General features: G+C 39.9%; 13 protein-coding genes. 2 read left to right on the forward strand and 11 right to left on the reverse strand.

What is annotated here, in order from left to right:
• Positions 1 to 33: 33 nt before the first annotated feature.
• Together ML543_RS11785 and ML543_RS11790 are read right to left on the reverse strand one after the other, a co-directional pair.
• Positions 34 to 843, reverse strand: a complete 810-nt coding sequence (locus ML543_RS11785; RefSeq protein ID WP_243387593.1) for an ABC transporter permease subunit — start codon at positions 841 to 843, stop codon at positions 34 to 36.
• Positions 840 to 1,724, reverse strand: a complete 885-nt coding sequence (locus tag ML543_RS11790; RefSeq protein WP_243387632.1) for an ABC transporter ATP-binding protein — start codon at positions 1,722 to 1,724, stop codon at positions 840 to 842. The genes ML543_RS11785 and ML543_RS11790 overlap by 4 nt, the downstream gene beginning before the upstream one ends.
• A 150-nt stretch (positions 1,725 to 1,874) precedes the next feature.
• On the opposite strand from ML543_RS11790, the gene ML543_RS11795 reads away from it, so the two are divergent.
• Positions 1,875 to 2,459, forward strand: a complete 585-nt coding sequence (locus ML543_RS11795; RefSeq protein WP_243387595.1) for a TetR/AcrR family transcriptional regulator — start codon at positions 1,875 to 1,877, stop codon at positions 2,457 to 2,459.
• Between the two features lie 34 nt (positions 2,460 to 2,493).
• Here ML543_RS11795 and ML543_RS11800 read toward each other — a convergent pair whose 3' ends face one another.
• The 5 genes from ML543_RS11800 to ML543_RS11820 form a co-directional block, all read right to left on the reverse strand.
• Positions 2,494 to 3,819, reverse strand: coding sequence for a YjiH family protein (locus tag ML543_RS11800; protein ID WP_243387597.1), 1,326 nt, complete (start codon positions 3,817 to 3,819; stop codon positions 2,494 to 2,496).
• A gap of 109 nt (positions 3,820 to 3,928) precedes the next feature.
• Positions 3,929 to 4,906, reverse strand: coding sequence for an agmatinase family protein (locus ML543_RS11805; protein WP_243387598.1), 978 nt, complete (start codon positions 4,904 to 4,906; stop codon positions 3,929 to 3,931).
• On the reverse strand, positions 4,903 to 6,183 hold the full coding sequence (hutI, locus tag ML543_RS11810) for an imidazolonepropionase (RefSeq protein ID WP_243387599.1): 1,281 nt from the start codon (positions 6,181 to 6,183) through the stop codon (positions 4,903 to 4,905). Before hutI ends, ML543_RS11805 begins: the two co-directional genes overlap by 4 nt.
• Positions 6,184 to 6,194: 11 nt before the next feature.
• A complete protein-coding gene (gene hutU, locus ML543_RS11815; RefSeq protein WP_243387600.1) occupies positions 6,195 to 7,853 on the reverse strand; it encodes a urocanate hydratase in 1,659 nt (552 codons plus the stop codon).
• Between the two features lie 380 nt (positions 7,854 to 8,233).
• Positions 8,234 to 9,706 (reverse strand): helix-turn-helix domain-containing protein, encoded by a 1,473-nt coding sequence (locus ML543_RS11820; protein ID WP_243387601.1) that lies wholly within the window; start codon positions 9,704 to 9,706, stop codon positions 8,234 to 8,236.
• A 363-nt stretch (positions 9,707 to 10,069) separates the two neighbouring features.
• On the opposite strand from ML543_RS11820, the gene ML543_RS11825 reads away from it, so the two are divergent.
• Entirely contained in the window at positions 10,070 to 11,275 is a 1,206-nt protein-coding gene (locus ML543_RS11825; protein ID WP_243387602.1) for a S8 family peptidase, read from the forward strand.
• Between the two features lie 277 nt (positions 11,276 to 11,552).
• Here ML543_RS11825 and ML543_RS11830 read toward each other — a convergent pair whose 3' ends face one another.
• From ML543_RS11830 to queG, 4 genes are all read right to left on the reverse strand, one after another.
• The gene (locus tag ML543_RS11830; protein WP_243387603.1) at positions 11,553 to 13,448 is read right to left on the reverse strand and encodes a PrkA family serine protein kinase; all 1,896 of its coding nucleotides are present in this window, start codon (positions 13,446 to 13,448) and stop codon (positions 11,553 to 11,555) included.
• A gap of 655 nt (positions 13,449 to 14,103) precedes the next feature.
• On the reverse strand, positions 14,104 to 14,589 hold the full coding sequence (gene trmL, locus ML543_RS11835) for a tRNA (uridine(34)/cytosine(34)/5-carboxymethylaminomethyluridine(34)-2'-O)-methyltransferase TrmL (RefSeq protein WP_243387604.1): 486 nt from the start codon (positions 14,587 to 14,589) through the stop codon (positions 14,104 to 14,106).
• Between the two features lie 19 nt (positions 14,590 to 14,608).
• The gene (locus ML543_RS11840; RefSeq protein ID WP_419095380.1) at positions 14,609 to 15,496 is read right to left on the reverse strand and encodes an amidase domain-containing protein; all 888 of its coding nucleotides are present in this window, start codon (positions 15,494 to 15,496) and stop codon (positions 14,609 to 14,611) included.
• 59 nt (positions 15,497 to 15,555) lie between these two features.
• Positions 15,556 to 16,689 carry a tRNA epoxyqueuosine(34) reductase QueG gene (gene queG, locus ML543_RS11845; RefSeq protein WP_243387607.1) on the reverse strand — a complete coding sequence of 378 codons (1,134 nt, stop codon included), beginning with the start codon at positions 16,687 to 16,689 and terminating at the stop codon, positions 15,556 to 15,558.
• Positions 16,690 to 16,729: the final 40 nt, after the last annotated feature.

Below are 16,729 nucleotides of genomic sequence, written 5' to 3' on the forward strand. Positions count from 1 at the left end.
ACTTTCTTACCCGTTAAAAGCATCATCCAAACGTTAAAGTGGCAAGTCCCGTTTTTTGAAAACAAGGATACTTAAAGCGAAGAACAACAGTCCCGCTAATAAAAGACCAAGTGCAACCGGTAATACATCTACGGTACCGCGGGCAATGTCATCCGGTTGATAAGCCGTAAATAATGTGAATGCCTGTAACCAATCAAGCTTGTCACTAATTTTTGAAACTAGGCTTATCATAAAGAATAATACCGTTATTCCACCTGATACTGATAACGCTCGCTTTTCATCATTAAACAAACAGGAGAAGAAGAAGCAGTATCCAGATACGACAAAGAATACTAAAAATCCAAGGACATTTATATGAATGAAGCGGTCCAAATGAAACGTTTCATCTTCCATAAACCAGCTTGCTCCTAAAACACCTGATAAAAAAGTAAATAGTACGATGACAAATAATCCGAGAACGAGAACGAAAGCTTGAGTCATTGCCACTTTCGTACGAGAAGTCGACGTTGCAAGCAAATAGGCCATCGAGCCACGGTCGACATGTCGTGCGACTAACTGGGTAGAGAGCAGTACGCAATAGATCATTAAAATAAGTAAAAAGATTAATCCGTAATACTCCGCGGCTAAAAAACCGCTTAAATCCTCTGGCATTCCACCTTCGAAACCAAATGCATTTAAAAACCCTTCAGGCATTTGTTCGATAACTTTGTTCAATTCTGTTGATTTGGCGATTTGCGGATACATCCAAACAGCTAGAAGTAAATATACGGCTGCCCCGAAAGCATAGCTAATGATGGTCTTTCCATTTAACTTCATCATTGTTTTAAATAGAGAAAGGCTCATTTCGAATCATCCCTTCTATCATAATAGTGCATAAAGATTTCTTCTAAGCTTTGACTATGCACATCCAGATTTGCGACATCAACCTTCGCTAACACTTCAAGGAACGCTTGATAATTGCCTTGAACCGCCACTTGAATTTCATTTCCATTTACTTTTGTTAGCTCAAGACCCGATTGTTGTAATAACTCGATATCTTCTTTCTTTTTTAACGTAATATCAAATAATTTCCGTTGAAGGGTCCGTAACCGATGAACATCTTCAATGGCTACGATTTTCCCGTCTTTAATGATTCCAACACGGTCACATGTGCGGTCAATTTCCGCAAAGCTATGCGACGACATTAAAATCGTTTTTCCTTTTCTTTTTTCTTCTTCAATGAGTTCAATAAATTGTCTTTGCATGAGAGGATCAAGTCCAGATGTTGGTTCGTCTAAAATTAAGATTTTAGGGTCGTGCATAAAGGCCGCCACAATCCCTACTTTTTGTTTCATCCCTTTTGACATTTTTCGAATGGGTGTTTTTACATCAAATTGAAACCGCTCGATTAATTCATCTCGCTTCGAAAAGTCCTTCATTCCTCTCATCCCTGCTAATAGCTGGAGGAATTCTAATCCATTCATCCCTTCTAGAAAAGCAATCTCTCCCGGTAAGTATCCGACAGACCGTTGAATTTCAGCACTTTTTTCCCAGCAATCCAATCCATTAATTTGAGCGCTCCCTTTTTGAGGCTTCATATATCCAAGTAAATGACGAATCGTCGTTGATTTCCCAGCTCCATTCGGTCCTAAATATCCAAACACTTCTCCTTTATCAATGGAAAAGGTTACATCAAAAATCCCCTTTCCACTTGGAAACACTTTCGTTAATTCATGTATTTGTATGCTCAACACATTCACTCCCTTAAATGAAATGAATAAAATTGTTTCATTAAGTTCATAATATACGATTCAAATCCTTTTTTCAATAAGTTTTGAACAAAATGAATTGAATTATTTCAAAACGTTCCCTATAATAGTTACGAGGTGAAAAACGTGGACGGGTATCAAAAGAGAACGGAAAAGAAAAAGGAGAACATTCGAAAAGCTGCTTTAGCACTTTTTTCAGAGTTTGGCGTTGAAAAAGTCACCGTTTCCGAAATCGCGAAACGCGCAAATGTTTCCCCTGTCACGATTTACAACTATTTCGGCAACAAGGACGACCTAGTCAAACATGTCATCTCCCACTCATTAAATGAAGCCATTGAAGAACGAAAAAAAGTATTGGAAAGCGACATTCCGTTTCGTGATAAAATACAGAAGCTCATTTTTGAAAAAGCTGCCTACATTGAAACCGTAAATCCGGAATTTTTACAAAAGATGATTTCCAACGATCCCGACATTAAAGAAATTGTTGATGAGCTTTACAAAAAGTCCCTTCCTTTACTCGTTCAGCTATTTGAAGAAGGCAAGCGTCATGGACATATCGATGAATCCATTTCCACTGAAACATTATTGATGTACATCAACATGTTTAAATATGCAATGAATCAATACCAGTTATTCGATTCGAGAGAAAAAAATGCACAAACAACAAAAGAATTCGGGCAATTGTTCTTTTACGGATTATTGAAGAAATAAAGCCTTGCAGATTTATAGCTGCAAGGCTTTTTCGCTATAGTAATAAATACGCAAGAGGAGTCGCAATGATGAGCGTTAAGATTGTTCGTTCAACCCAAATCACTAGGAGCTTTGGAATACTAATCGGTATTTCTGTAGATAGAATACATGGAATTAAGGCAGAGAAAAACAAAATGGCCGAAACAGACACAACTCCGATGACAAACTTCGTAATGAGGGGTGCTTCCGTTACCATGAGTGCTGGTAAGAACATTTCAGCAATCTCCATTGCAGCTGCTTTTGCCGCAAGCATTGGTTCAGGAATTTGTAAAAGAGCAGTAAACGGATAGAAGAGATAACCTAACCAATCAAAAACAGGTGTATATTCCGCTAGAACTAATCCGATTAGGCCAACAGATAAAATGGACGGAAGGATACTCATTGTCATGACAAATCCATCCTTTAAATTGACCCACACATTTTTCCATAAACCTTTTGATTGGTTCGCAGCATTCATCGCCTCTCTCCACGCATGCTTAATATAGCTTCCACTTATTTTTTCTTCTTTTTCTCCTTCACCTACGTAATACGCTTCACTCATTTTATTTAATGGCCAAATTCGAACAGTTATGGCTGTAACGGTAAAGGTGACGAACAGCGTGACCCAAAAGTACGTATTCCAAATCTCCATTAATCCTAACGTATTGGCTACAACAATCATAAACGTTGCTGAAACAGTGGAAAACCCCGTCGCAATAATGGTCGCTTCTTTAATCGAATATTTTCCTTCTTTAAAAACGCGATTCGTAATCAATAACCCAATGGAGTAGCTCCCCACAAACGATGCCACAGCATCAATCGCCGACCTTCCAGGTGTCTTCCAAATAGGCCGCATGACAGGCTGCATAAGTACCCCAATGAATTCAAGCAAACCGTATCCCACTAAAAGAGCTAAAAAGACGGATCCAATTGGGACAAGTAAGCCAACTGAAATCACCAGTTTATCGTATAGGAACGGACCCATCCCCGGTTCAAATAGCCAACTTGGACCAACATTAAATAAAAGCATCGTCGCGACGAGAAGCCCGATTAGCTTTAGAAAGCTAAACACCGTATTCACACCATCTTTATTCCACGTTTTGGTCCAAAACGGATAAATCGCACCAAATAAAATAACGACAAACGCATAATACGGAACAAATGAAGGAAATGTCGTTCGAATCCACGAAACGATGTGGTCAAGCATAATGGAAGACTTTCCACCTATATCAATGGGAATAAAGAACATGAAAATTCCAATCGCACTATACAAGAAGAACTTCAAGACATTTTTTGGTTTGACCGTCTGAATCGACACAGATAAATTTGTATCCGCTTTCATTTTTTTCATCCCCTTTGTGATTATTTATTTGATACTTCAGTTGATTATTTACCCCTTTAACAGACTAAAAGTTTAGAAGGAAAGAAAAGTACGTAAATTACGCACTTTTCTATTTCCTTTCTCGACTTTTCACCCCAGATAAAAACGAAAGCATTGTATAAACCCCTGACTTGACGGTGGAATCTGCAACATCTCGGAATGGATCAAGACAGACGATATCCATCGTTTTGACCTTCTCATGTAAGCCCGCTAGATAGACCGCATCGAATAATTCATCTGTTCGCATCCCTCCTGGTGTTGCCGCTGGAGCTCCGGGACCGTATGCAATATCCAGTACGTCCATATCTACTGTTACGTAAATGGTATCAACTCGTTTGGCTAAATCATCTAATGCATCTGAAACAACATTTTCTATCCCTCTTTTTCTCGTTTCTTTCATCGTCACATAATGAATACCATGCTCATGAGCAAAGTCGACTAAGGATCTCGTGTTAAAAAATCCATGAAGACCGATGTTATAAATGTTCTCCCCTTTTACATAACCACTTTCAATTACATTCCTAATCGGTGTCCCATTGGCTGGACCAAATTCCTTTAAATCTCTTACATCAAAATGGGTATCAAATTGTAAAATACCAATCTCTTCATTGGGGTGGGCTTCCTTCCAGCCTTTTATGAGCATTGCAGTGATAGAGTGGTCTCCACCGATTGCAACTGGCATCGACTGCGGGTAGATTTGGCGAATCGTTTTCATCGCTCCCGTAATATTTTTGTGACATCGCGAAATGTCTGTCACATGTTGCTTTACATTCCCAGCATCCGCAACCTTCATCTCTTTCAAATCAAGATGTTTGTCAATGTTGTAGGTTACAAACGATTTCCATGCTCTTCGAAAAGCATCCGGATGCTCACTTGCAAACGATGCACTAATCGACGAACGAGATAGTGGAATCCCAAGAAGGACAATATCAGGTACTGTTTCCTCTGATAACGGACGAATCCATTCGCTTACCTTTGGCTCAGCCAAGTCATTTTCTGCATGCCATGAGAAAGGTGGCGGCGTCATCCAATGATAAAGTTCTTTCATCTTACTAACTGCCCCCTTGAAACGACCACTTTTCCACTTTTTATGACCGTGTCAGTGTGATTCATTCCGTAATGATAGATTAATTGCCTGTAATCAGGAACATCAAATATCGCAATATCCGCTTTTTTATTTACTTCTATACTTCCGATTTCTTTGCCACGTCCGATGGCATGTGCTCCATTAATCGTCACCGCTGTTAATGCTTCAGCTGGCGTCATTCCCATATGAAGACAACCGAGATTCATAATAAATGGAACAGAAACCGTAGGAGATGAACCCGGATTACAATCAGTCGATAACGCGACAGGTACTCCACGGTCAATCATCTTGCGCCCATTTGCCGCTTCTGCCATCAAGAAAAAGGCTGTACCCGGTAGTAAGACCGCAATCACACCGCTTTTAGCCATCGCATCAATTCCTTCATCCGATGCTCTTAATAAATGATCTGCTGAAACAGCCCCCACCTCTGCTGCGAGTTCTGCCCCTTTGTATGGTTCAATTTCATCCGCATGAATTTTCGGCTTTAACCCGTATTTTCTACCCGTTTCTAAAATAACCTTGGACTGTTCGGGTGTAAAAACACCGCGCTCACAAAAGACATCGTTAAATTCCGCTAGCTTCTGTTCACTAACCTTCGGAATCATTTCTTCACAGACAATTCGAACGAATTCATCTGGATTCTCTTTATACTCAGCTGGAACCGCATGCGCTCCCATAAACGTTGAAACGATATCAACAGGATGGGCTTCATTTAATTTCTTCGCAACATTCAGTTGCTTTAATTCATGTTCTAAGCTCAAACCATACCCACTTTTTGCTTCAACCGTCGTCACGCCATGCCTTAAAAAGAGATCTAATCGACGTGTACTTTGTTGGAACAAGCTTTCTTCGGTTGCTTCCCTCGTTGCCTTCGTTGTTGAATGAATCCCTCCACCTGCGTTCATAATCTCCATATAAGATGAACCATTTAATCGCATTTCAAATTCATTTTCACGACTGCCTGCATACACAAGATGAGTATGAGGGTCAACAAAGCCTGGTGTCACGGTCTTGCCCGTCGCATCAATAATATCTGCTTCATGCAATCGATTCTCAAATTTATCGTTTAATTGGTCGTCTGAGCCAACCTCTACAATCTTTCCATCTTCGATCCAGACGCTCCCATTTTCAATAATGTGTAATTCTCTCATCTTTTCACCCGTTAAGGGAGCATTAGAGCTCCCCTTTAAGGTAACTAATTGACTTGCTTTTCGGATAAAGATTGGTTGAGTTGTCATGGTCTTGCCCCCTATTTGATCATTGGAATATGAATTCCTTTTTCTTTTGCTGTTTGAATGGCTAAGTCATATCCAGCGTCAGCGTGGCGAACAACACCCATTCCTGGGTCAGTCGTTAAGACACGCTCCAATCTTTTCTCAGCTTCCTTCGTTCCGTCTGCCACAATGACCATCCCTGCGTGTAAGGAATACCCCATTCCTACACCGCCGCCATGGTGAACCGATACCCAACTAGCTCCGCCTACACTATTAATGAGTGCATTTAAAATTGGCCAATCCGCTACAGCATCACTTCCATCTTTCATCCCTTCTGTCTCACGGTTTGGAGAAGCGACAGAGCCGGAGTCTAAATGGTCACGACCAATGACTATTGGCGCCTTTAACTCACCATTGGCTACCATTTCATTAATGATTTTTCCAAATTTCGCCCGCTCACCATAACCTAACCAACAAATACGTGCAGGAAGGCCTTGGAATTGAATTTTTTCTTGGGCCATCTTAATCCAGTTGCATAAATGCTCGTTGTCACTAAATTCTCGTAAAATCACTTCGTCTAATTTATAAATATCTTCTGGGTCTCCTGATAAGGCAACCCAGCGGAACGGTCCCTTTCCTTCACAGAACTGCGGACGAATATAGGCAGGGACAAAACCTGGGAAGTTAAAAGCATCCTCCACCCCTTCGTCTTTTGCCACTTGGCGAATGTTGTTACCGTAATCGAAAGTGACAGCTCCCTTTTGTTGCATGATGAGCATCGCCTTAACATGCTCAGCAATGCTTTGTTTCGATTTTGCTTCGTAATGCTTCGGATCACGTTTTCTCAGCTCAGCTGCCTCCTCAAGAGTAAAACCGACAGGTACGTATCCATTAATTGGGTCATGCGCCGAAGTTTGGTCTGTTAAAACATCTGGGATGAAGCCTTTTTCGATCATTTTCGGTAATAATTCAGCCGCATTTCCTAAAAGACCAATCGAAAGTGCTTTTCCTTCTTCTTTCGCTTTTTCCGCCATTTCAAGGGCTTTTTCTAAACAATCCGTACTCGTATCCAAATACTTCGTGTCAAGACGACGTTGAATTCTTGTTGAATCCACTTCAATTGCTATACATACGCCCCCGTTTAACGTGACGGCTAGTGGTTGCGCACCACCCATTCCCCCTAGTCCTGCTGTTAACGTAATGGTTCCTTTTAGAGAGCCCCCGTAATGTTGGCGAGCTAATTCTGCAAATGTCTCATACGTCCCTTGTACAATTCCTTGGCTACCGATATAAATCCAGCTTCCCGCCGTCATTTGTCCATACATCATCAATCCTTTTTGATCTAGCTCATGGAAATGGTCCCAATTCGCCCATGCTGGAACTAAGTTAGAATTGGCAATTAACACACGAGGCGCATCTTTATGCGTTTTAAAAACAGCTACCGGCTTACCGGATTGTACAAGCATTGTTTCATCATCTTCCAAATTTAGTAACGTCTCTACAATTGCGTCATAGCATTCCCAGTTACGCGCCGCTTTTCCGATGCCACCGTAGACAACTAAGTCTTCTCTGCGCTCGGCAACATCTGGATGTAAGTTGTTTGTGAGCATGCGAAGCGCCGCTTCTTGAATCCATCCTTTCGCATGAAGAGTTGAACCTGTATATGTTTCAAGTAAACGATTTTTCGTATCCATTACCCATCACCCTTTTTTCTGATTTATAAAAAAATTATAAATCTTAAAACGACAGTCTAATAGATAAGGGAGCTTCAAATAATAGAACTTTTATTCGATTAAGAAAATCGTTATATTCTTCTTAAAAGGATTACCTATATTTTTTTTAGTTTTCTTTCATTATTTTTGATAAATAAGAAAAGCACAAAGCGCAAGTCCTTTAGGCGAAGGGCGCTGGAGGACCTGCGAGGAGGCTTCCGTCCCGTCGCCACATCAGGACCGAAGCCACCCGAGATGGTGGCGCTTGGAGCTAGACACCAAAAAAAACTGTAAAGAGAATCCTTTAACACTTTATTGAACTTAAACTTTCTGTAACAATAAAAAAGTGAACCACATTGGGTTCACTTAGATAATGTTCGGTAGTCCCTAGGGGTTACTTGCTCCATTTCTTTAAACATCCTGCTAAAATAATTAGCGTTTTTAAAACCAACGGAATCTGCAATTTCTTGAATGGACAAATCTGTTTCTTGTAACAATTTCTTTGCCTCATTGATTCTTAGTGACAAAACAATCTGACGAAAAGATGTTCCATGCTTTTGCATCAATAGATGACTATAATACGAAGGACTTCGATTTACTTCTTTTGCCACCATCTCTAAACTTATCGCAGAATTTCGAAAATTCTTTTCGATAAAAGCGAGCCCTTTTTCTATAATATCCATGCGTGAAGATTGTTGAACTCGCTTTGCTTCGTCTAACAACTCGAAAATAAATAAGAGCATTTCTTGCACTATACGGTACAACACTGGCGTATATAAAATGTCATCAAAGATTTTCACATAATATTTTTCTATCTCAAGTTCATGTAAGAGATACGTTTTCATAAATCGTCGAATTTGAGCTAAAATGCTGGTTAGCCTCGTTCTAAGCAGTCCTGGTTCGGGATAAGGCGCATTCAATTGAAGGAATTCTTCATACATCCATTGCTTAATTTGATCCTTTGAAAAATTATTCAACATCTCCACCCATAACCGCTGCTCATCTGGGGTTAAAAATGGATCAATTCTCCGCCAACTTTTTAAATCGTCTTTCGGAAAAATGATTTGATTAAAGCCAAGAAAAAACGTTACCTCTAAAAGCTTACGCGCTAGTTGATACATTCCTAGAATGGATTGATTCTCATCTTGGTTCATTATGATGACAACGGCGAGCGGCTCCCTATACTTTTGCTCCCATTCTTGCATGAGACGGGTCGCATCTTGCTTTACTTGCTTTTCATTGCTCACATAAAGGCAAGCCACAACATCCGTCAACGGGAAAATAGACGGAATGTTTAGCGAAACTTCCTCTTCTAAAAAGCTTCTTAACGTCGGAATAGATACATTACTTTCGGTTTTCAGAAGCATAAGCGTATGCTCTGAATGGAATGCTTGCTCAACAAATAGCGAGCGATAAGAAGGAAAAGGAGCCGTTTGAACTTCTTCTTTTGCTGGGTTAACTTCATTTGGCAGTGAGTGTATGGCAGTCGAAAGACAATGTTTAACTTTAACCGGTTCAACTGGTTTAACTAATAATTCCACACTTTGACACTCAATCGCTTGCTTCGCTCGTTCAAACGTCGCTTCTGCTGTAACACACACAACTTTTTTTGTGTAGACTTTGACAAAATGTTTGATCGCCGTCCAATCTTCCACACGAATCATATCGAGCTCTAAATATAAAATATCCGGAGCCTCTTTTTCCAATAGCAACATCACTTCTTGAACCGTACTTGCTAAAAAAACAGACTCAATCGGTAACGAATAGGCAGAAATTAACCATTCAATCGCATTCCTCTCTTGATAATCTCGATCAGCAATCAGCAGTTTCGCCATTTCCCCCAGAACCTTCCTCTATTGTTTCTTTCATTATACAAAACCTGTTTAGGAAATTGAATTTACGTTCGGATTTAATAATCGAAAAAATGTTGGTGAGACCGATAAAAAAACATGAAAAAATCTGACAAAAATAGACATTAACAAAAAAACAGCCTGAAAAATTATATTGAGAAATAGTAATCCTATTCAAGTCACCTATCTAAAAGTCCCAATTCCATATAGTTTCCTAGACCTAATATACATTGTAGAATGAACAAATAAATCGTCGTAATAATGGTTATTTTTTGTGAAGGAATTTTTTCCTCTTTACCTAATTTGTATTATCGTAAAATATTAATTTAAGTTAAGGAGGAATATGTTATGAAACTCAAAAAGCTCACAAGTTTTACACTCGCAGTCTCTATGTTAATGACTCCACTTCTTGTTGGGGCAGCACCAAATGAAGAAGAAAAGGCTCCTAAGAATAAGAATGAAGTAAATGTAAACCTTGAAAAAGGGAAATATGTAAAAGGTGAAGTCATTGTTAAATTCAAAGATAACATCAGTGCTAATGCCAAAAATAATGTGATGAAGAGTCTTGGTGTAACAGTGAAAGAAAAGGATGACCCTGCTAATTCAAAGTTCCAGGTTTTAAAGGTAGGTAATGTTGAGGCTGTTGTTGAGGCGTTGAACAAAAATCCAATGGTTGAATATGCGGAGCCGAACTATGTGTTTTCAATTACTTGGACACCTAACGATACTTATTATCAAGGTTATCAATATGGCCCACAAAATACGAGTACAAATTATGCATGGGATATTACAAAAGGTAGTAGTTCTCAAGAAATTGCAGTTATAGACACTGGGGTTGATTATACACATCCCGATTTAGATGCGAAAGTTATCAAAGGGTACGATTTTGTTGATAACGATTACGATCCGATGGATTTAAATGACCACGGAACACATGTGGCAGGGACTGCTGCAGCTGAAACGAATAATGCTCGCGGTGTAGCTGGAATGGCTCCAAATACGAAAATTCTTGCGGTTCGTGCACTGGATGCAAGCGGAAATGGTTCTCTTAATGATGTGGCAGATGCCATCATTTACTCTGCTGATGCCGGAGCAGAAGTAATTAACCTTTCCCTTGGATGTGATTGCGATACACAAACGTTAAAAGATGCTGTTAATTATGCATGGAATAAGGGCTCTGTAATAGTAGCTGCAGCTGGAAATAGTGGCGTTTCTACAACTTTTGAACCTGCTTCTTACGCAAATGTAATTGCTGTTGGTGCGATTGATCGTTACGATCAGTTAGCATCGTTCTCTAACTACGGAACTTGGGTTGATGTTGTGGCCCCTGGTGTATCCATTGCTTCAACAGTAAGAGGAAATGGCTATGCATATATGTCAGGAACATCCATGGCATCTCCTCACGTCGCTGGACTTGCAGCGCTTTTAGCTAGTCAAGGTCGAAACAATGTACAAATTCGTCAAGCAATTGAACAGACAGCTGATAGCATATCAGGAACAGGACTTTACTTTAAATATGGAAAAATTAATTCCTATGACGCAGTGAGATATTAATTTAAAGCTTTTTTTAATGGTTGTTGTTTTCAGGAAAATTTTCCACTCTATACAGTGCCGTGACTTGATTCACTGGATATAAAGGAAAGCAAGTGTCATTCAAGGAACAATGTTTACGAAAGCGAATCAAAGAGCAGGAAGTTTATTTGTTAAACTTCTTGCTCTTATTTTATTCAGCATACCTTACGTATTTCACTTTAACCATTATTCTATTTCTAGTGCATTTAAGTGCGCCCAAAAGAAATCCCGCTAGACTTAACCTAGCGGGATTGTATGTTTATCGATTGAGTAAACTTCCAACGTATCGGAGCAATTCATTTGCGGATGTTGAATTATATCCGTGCTCGTCGATTAACCGGGCAACAACTTCGTTAATTTTCTTTAATTGTTGCTCGTCTGGCGTTTTCGTTGACGTCGTAATTTTCACGACGTCTTTTAAATCGGCAAATAGCTTTTTCTGAATTGCTTCGCGTAAACGCTCGTGCGAATTGTAATCGAATCGTTTTCCTTTTCGTGCATACGCAGATATGCGAATTAAGATTTCTTCTCGGAATGCCTTTTTCGCGTTTTCTGAAATCCCGATTTGTTCCTCAATTGAACGCATGAGCTTTTCATCTGGATTCATTTCTTCTCCAGTGAGCGGATCGCGAATTTTGTTTTTGTTACAATATGCTTCCACATTGTCTAAATAATTGTCCATTAGCGTTTTGGCAGACTCTTCATACGAGTAGACGAACGCTTTTTGAACTTCTTTTTTCGCAATGTCGTCGTACTCTTTTCGCGCAACAGAAATGAAATTTAAATATCGCTCACGGTCCTCATTTGAGATGGACGGATGTTGATCCAAACCTTCTTTTAAAGAACGCAATACATCCAGTGCATTAATGGACGGAACTTCCTTACGAATAATCGTGGATGAAATACGGTTGATCACGTAACGTGGGTCAATTCCACTCATTCCTTCATCTTGATATTCTTTTTGTAGTTCCTCTAAATCCACTGAATTAAATCCTTCCACGCTCTCACCGTCATATAAGCGCATTTTCTTTACTAAATCAATGTCACCGCGTTTCGGCTCTTTTAAGCGTGTTAAGATGGTAAACATCGCCGCTACTCTTAGCGTATGCGGAGCAATGTGAACATTTGAAACATCGCTCTCACTAATCATTTTTTCATAAATTCGTTCTTCTTCTGTTACTTTCAAATTGTAAGGAATCGGCATTACGATAATCCGTGAATGGAGTGCTTCATTTTTCTTATTGGAAATAAACGAGCGGTACTCCGTTTCATTCGTATGAGCAACAATCAACTCATCAGCCGAAATTAAAGCAAATCGGCCCGCTTTAAAGTTTCCTTCTTGAGTTAATGAAAGTAAATGCCATAAGAACTTTTCATCACATTTTAACATTTCCTGGAACTCCATCATTCCGCGGTTCGCTTTATTAAGCTCGCCATCGAAACGATACGCTCTCGGATCTGATTCTGAACCGTATTCAGCAATAGTTGAAAAGTCGATGCTTCCTGTTAAATCAGCAATATCTTGAGACTTCGGATCAGATGGGCTAAATGTTCCAATCCCAACGCGCTTATCCTCCGATAAGAAGATTCGCTCAACTATTACATCTTCAATGCGCCCACCGTATTCTTGCTCTAAACGCATCATGTTTAACGGAGAAAGGTTTCCTTCAATTCGAATTCCGTACTCTTGATAGAAGTCTTCACGAAGATGATGTGGAATTAAATGAAGGGGATCTTCATGCATCGGACAACCTTTAATCGCATAAATCGCGCCGTTATCAGATTTGGAATATTGCTCAAGCCCTCGTTTTAACATCGTTACAAGCGTCGATTTCCCTCCACTAACAGGTCCCATAAGCAGCAAAATACGCTTTCTTACATCCAATCGCTTCGCAGCAGGGTGGAAATACTCTTCGACTAACCTTTCTAATGCGTCATCCAAACCATAAAGTTGCTGATCGAAAAACTTATAGCGCTTCTTACCATCTACTACTTCGATTCCAGCATCCTTAATCATATTGTAAACACGCGAATGTGCCGATTGTGCAATAAATGGTTTTTCCTTTAAAATTTCCAAATACTCCGCGAAGGTACCTTCCCACTTTAACCGATGTTCATCTTCTCTATACTTTTCGATTTTACTTAAGATATCCATAAGGACCTCCTCCATCGTTGGTAATCCTAGTGCTTTTGCTGATTAATACACTTTATGCAAGGATGTCCGCTAACATTCTAATTTTATTCTTCTTGTGACAATTCATGAAAAAGACGCAAATTTCATTCACACCTTGGAAATGATAAGGTATAATAAGGCTAGTTCTTATCCGTCCTAACGGAGCTTGAAACCGTTTTAATAATCATAAAAAGGGGGGCTTTTTCGATGAATACTGCTTTAATGATGGGCGTCATTCTTGCCTTCTTAACAGCAATTTTTACTGCTGGGTACAACGGCAAGCCTGGAGTGAAGAAAAAATAAGTTTTTACATAAAGGAGTGACCACCAATCGGTCACTCCTTTTTTCATAATAAAAGCACAAAGCTTCCGTCTATAATTGAAGGGCGCTGGAGGACCTGCGAGAAGGCTTCCGTCGCCACAGCACGGCCTAAACGACCCAAACTGATCGAGCTTGGAGCTAGACGCCAAAAAAACTATAAAGAGAATACTTTAACACTTTATTGAACTTAAACTTTCTGTAACAACAAAAAAGTTCGGATAGATTAATTGCGAGGGAAATTGATATAAATTGTGGTATGAAGATGAAAAAAAGCAGATGGAGAGATCATAGAGAACTCTTCGTCTGCTTTTTAAGCTTAGTTAAAAGATAATTCTAAACCTGGATAATTTTGTTGGCGCAGCGCTTCGTAAACTAAAATAGCTGCTGTGTTTGATAAGTTTAAGGAACGCACTTTATCAGTCATTGGAAGACGTAAGCAACGGTCCATATTGTTTTCGATTACTTCATCTGGTAACCCGTTTGTTTCACGGCCGAACACAAAGAAATAATCCTTCTCTAAGTCAGAGTAATCAAAGTTTGTATGGTTTTTTTGTCCGAACTTCGTGATGAAGAAAAACTCACCATTCGCGTTTTTCTCAAATAATTCATCTAATGAATCATAATAGACGATATTTACGTGATCCCAGTAATCTAATCCTGCACGACGTAACATTTTGTCATCTGTAGAGAATCCTAATGGACGAATTAAGTGTAACGTCGTATTCGTTGCTGCACAAGTACGCGCAATATTTCCAGTATTAGCTGGAATTTCTGGTTGGAATAATACTACATGTAAACCCAAAATTGTTCACCCCGTCAATCTATTTCGATAAATCATCGATAATATGAAAAAATTTATATTGAATATTGGATGTATAGGCGGTTGAATCTTCGTACGACCAATACCGTTTGCGACTATTATACGTTTGCGCATTGACTAACGGCATGTTTTGTTCGTCCTTCGCCACAACAAAGGTCGTATGATCAAATCGCCCGTCTCCTTGAAAATCATAGCAAATGACGTCTCCGGGAACAAGTTTTTCAGGCGAAAAAACTTCCTCTGCCCGTAGACCCGTTTTCGAATTTGATAGGTAAATCATCATCGAATGTGCAACTGACCAACTAAAGCTCCAATCTTCTTTTTGCATCCACCAGCCCGCCGTTCGTCTCGGATACCCTCGCATCGGGGCGTTACCAGCATGCAAACATTGTGAGACAAAGTTCGTACAGTTCACGTCGAAGTTTTTATATTTCTTATTATGATCGTTCCACCAACGCTCGGCATACTGAACAGCTGCTAACCGATCATAAACAAACGCTTTCCGGTCTTCGCCTTCTTCTAATTCATTCGTTTCATGATTGGTCAGTTGATCAAACGATTTCTCGACAGCACCATCCATCACTAATACACCGGATGGCGAAAACTTGACCATTCGCTCTTCCGCTTGTTCTTCTATATAAAAAGAGTCCCCTTGTCGATACATAAACTGGTACTCACATATATAGGTTATAGGTTCACTTTCTGACACATGGTGTGGCCATAAAATATTGGCTTTCGCCTTCACAATTTCTGCCTTTCGCTTTTCGGCCAATTTCTTTTTCTTCTCAAACACATCAATATCGTCAATATGTTTAGGGCTGCGCATATACTTACTGACGATGTATTGTATCTTTTCATTCGTTCTCTCAAATAAAGGATCTATGTTCACGTAATCTGTCACCACCATTCGCATCTTGTATTACATACGTATGATGGTGTCATACCATTTCATTCTTTTAACATAAAGATGCCTTTTTCGATTTCATTCTTCGCTTCGTCGTCTACTTCCCGCTCGAGTGCTTTCTCAAGTTCATGTAACTTGCCCTTATCCCCAATCTTACCTATTGCCCACGCTGCCGTCCCTCGAATGACAGGTCGTGGATCTTTATGCATGAGCATAATCAGTTCATCTAAGGCTGTTTCATCTTTGAAATGGGCAAGTGCTATGATTGCATTTCGCTGAATTGGTTTTTTCCCCCGCCAAGAACCAGACACATGCCCGAACTTTTCTTTAAATTCACGATTACTCATCGTCAACAATGGCTTTAAGCGAGGCTTCGCAATTTCAGGGTCTGGCTCCATTTCAGGATGCAAGTGAAAATCCTTTCCTTTATTCTCGGGGCATACAAGTTGACATGTGTCACAACCGTACAAACGATTTCCAAGCTTTGTACGATACTGTTCCGGTAAAAAACCTTTTGTTTGCGTTAAAAATGCAATACACTTATTTGAATCAAGTTGTCCCCCTTGCACAAGCGCACCCGTCGGACATGCTTCAACACATTTATTACACGTTCCGCATTGGTCTTCAATTGGCGTATCTGGAGGAAAAGGAATGTTTGTAATCATTTCACCTAAATACACATACGACCCAAATTCAGGAGTAATGATTGCACAATTTTTCCCGCTCCAGCCAATACCTGCCCGTTCGGCTACCGCGCGATCTGACAATTCACCTGTATCAACCATCGATTTGACCTTCGCCTCTGGTACAAGCGATAAAATGTATGACTCCAATTGCTCTAGCTTTTCGCGTAATATATGGTGATAATCTCGCCCCCAAGATGCACGACAAAATAGGCCGCGGCGATCTCCTCTCGTACTTTTCGGCGCATTCTTCATTTTTGACGGATACGCTAAGGCAATGGCAATGATCGATCTTGCTTTCGGCAATAGTAAGGATGGGTTCACTCGCTTTTCAATATCCGGTTCTTCAAATCCGGATTGATACCCTAATTCTTGCTGCACAATTAAGCGTTCCTTTAAGGTTTCAAACGTGTCAGCACTGGCAAACCCAATTTTATCAATTCCGATTTCTTTACTATAGACGATAATTTTTTCCTTTAAAATATGGGCATCCATCAAGCCAGACCTCCTTTCAAATAGCTTTCTTCCCTTTACA

The sequence above is a fragment of the Bacillus kexueae genome, assembly GCF_022809095.1.
Lineage (GTDB): Bacteria > Bacillota > Bacilli > Bacillales > Aeribacillaceae > Bacillus_BZ > Bacillus_BZ kexueae.

Excerpts from the sequence above, each read along its gene's own strand:
- ML543_RS11785 (WP_243387593.1), bottom strand. The coding sequence starts at position 843 with ATGAGCCTTTCTCTATTTAAAACAATGATGAAGTTAAATGGAAAGACC.
- ML543_RS11800 (WP_243387597.1), bottom strand. The coding sequence starts at position 3,819 with ATGAAAGCGGATACAAATTTATCTGTGTCGATTCAGACGGTCAAACCA.
- ML543_RS11805 (WP_243387598.1), bottom strand. The coding sequence starts at position 4,906 with ATGAAAGAACTTTATCATTGGATGACGCCGCCACCTTTCTCATGGCAT.
- hutI (WP_243387599.1), bottom strand. The coding sequence starts at position 6,183 with ATGACAACTCAACCAATCTTTATCCGAAAAGCAAGTCAATTAGTTACC.
- hutU (WP_243387600.1), bottom strand. The coding sequence starts at position 7,853 with ATGGATACGAAAAATCGTTTACTTGAAACATATACAGGTTCAACTCTT.
- ML543_RS11820 (WP_243387601.1), bottom strand. The coding sequence starts at position 9,706 with ATGGCGAAACTGCTGATTGCTGATCGAGATTATCAAGAGAGGAATGCG.
- ML543_RS11825 (WP_243387602.1), top strand. The coding sequence starts at position 10,070 with ATGAAACTCAAAAAGCTCACAAGTTTTACACTCGCAGTCTCTATGTTA.
- ML543_RS11830 (WP_243387603.1), bottom strand. The coding sequence starts at position 13,448 with ATGGATATCTTAAGTAAAATCGAAAAGTATAGAGAAGATGAACATCGG.
- queG (WP_243387607.1), bottom strand. The coding sequence starts at position 16,689 with ATGGATGCCCATATTTTAAAGGAAAAAATTATCGTCTATAGTAAAGAA.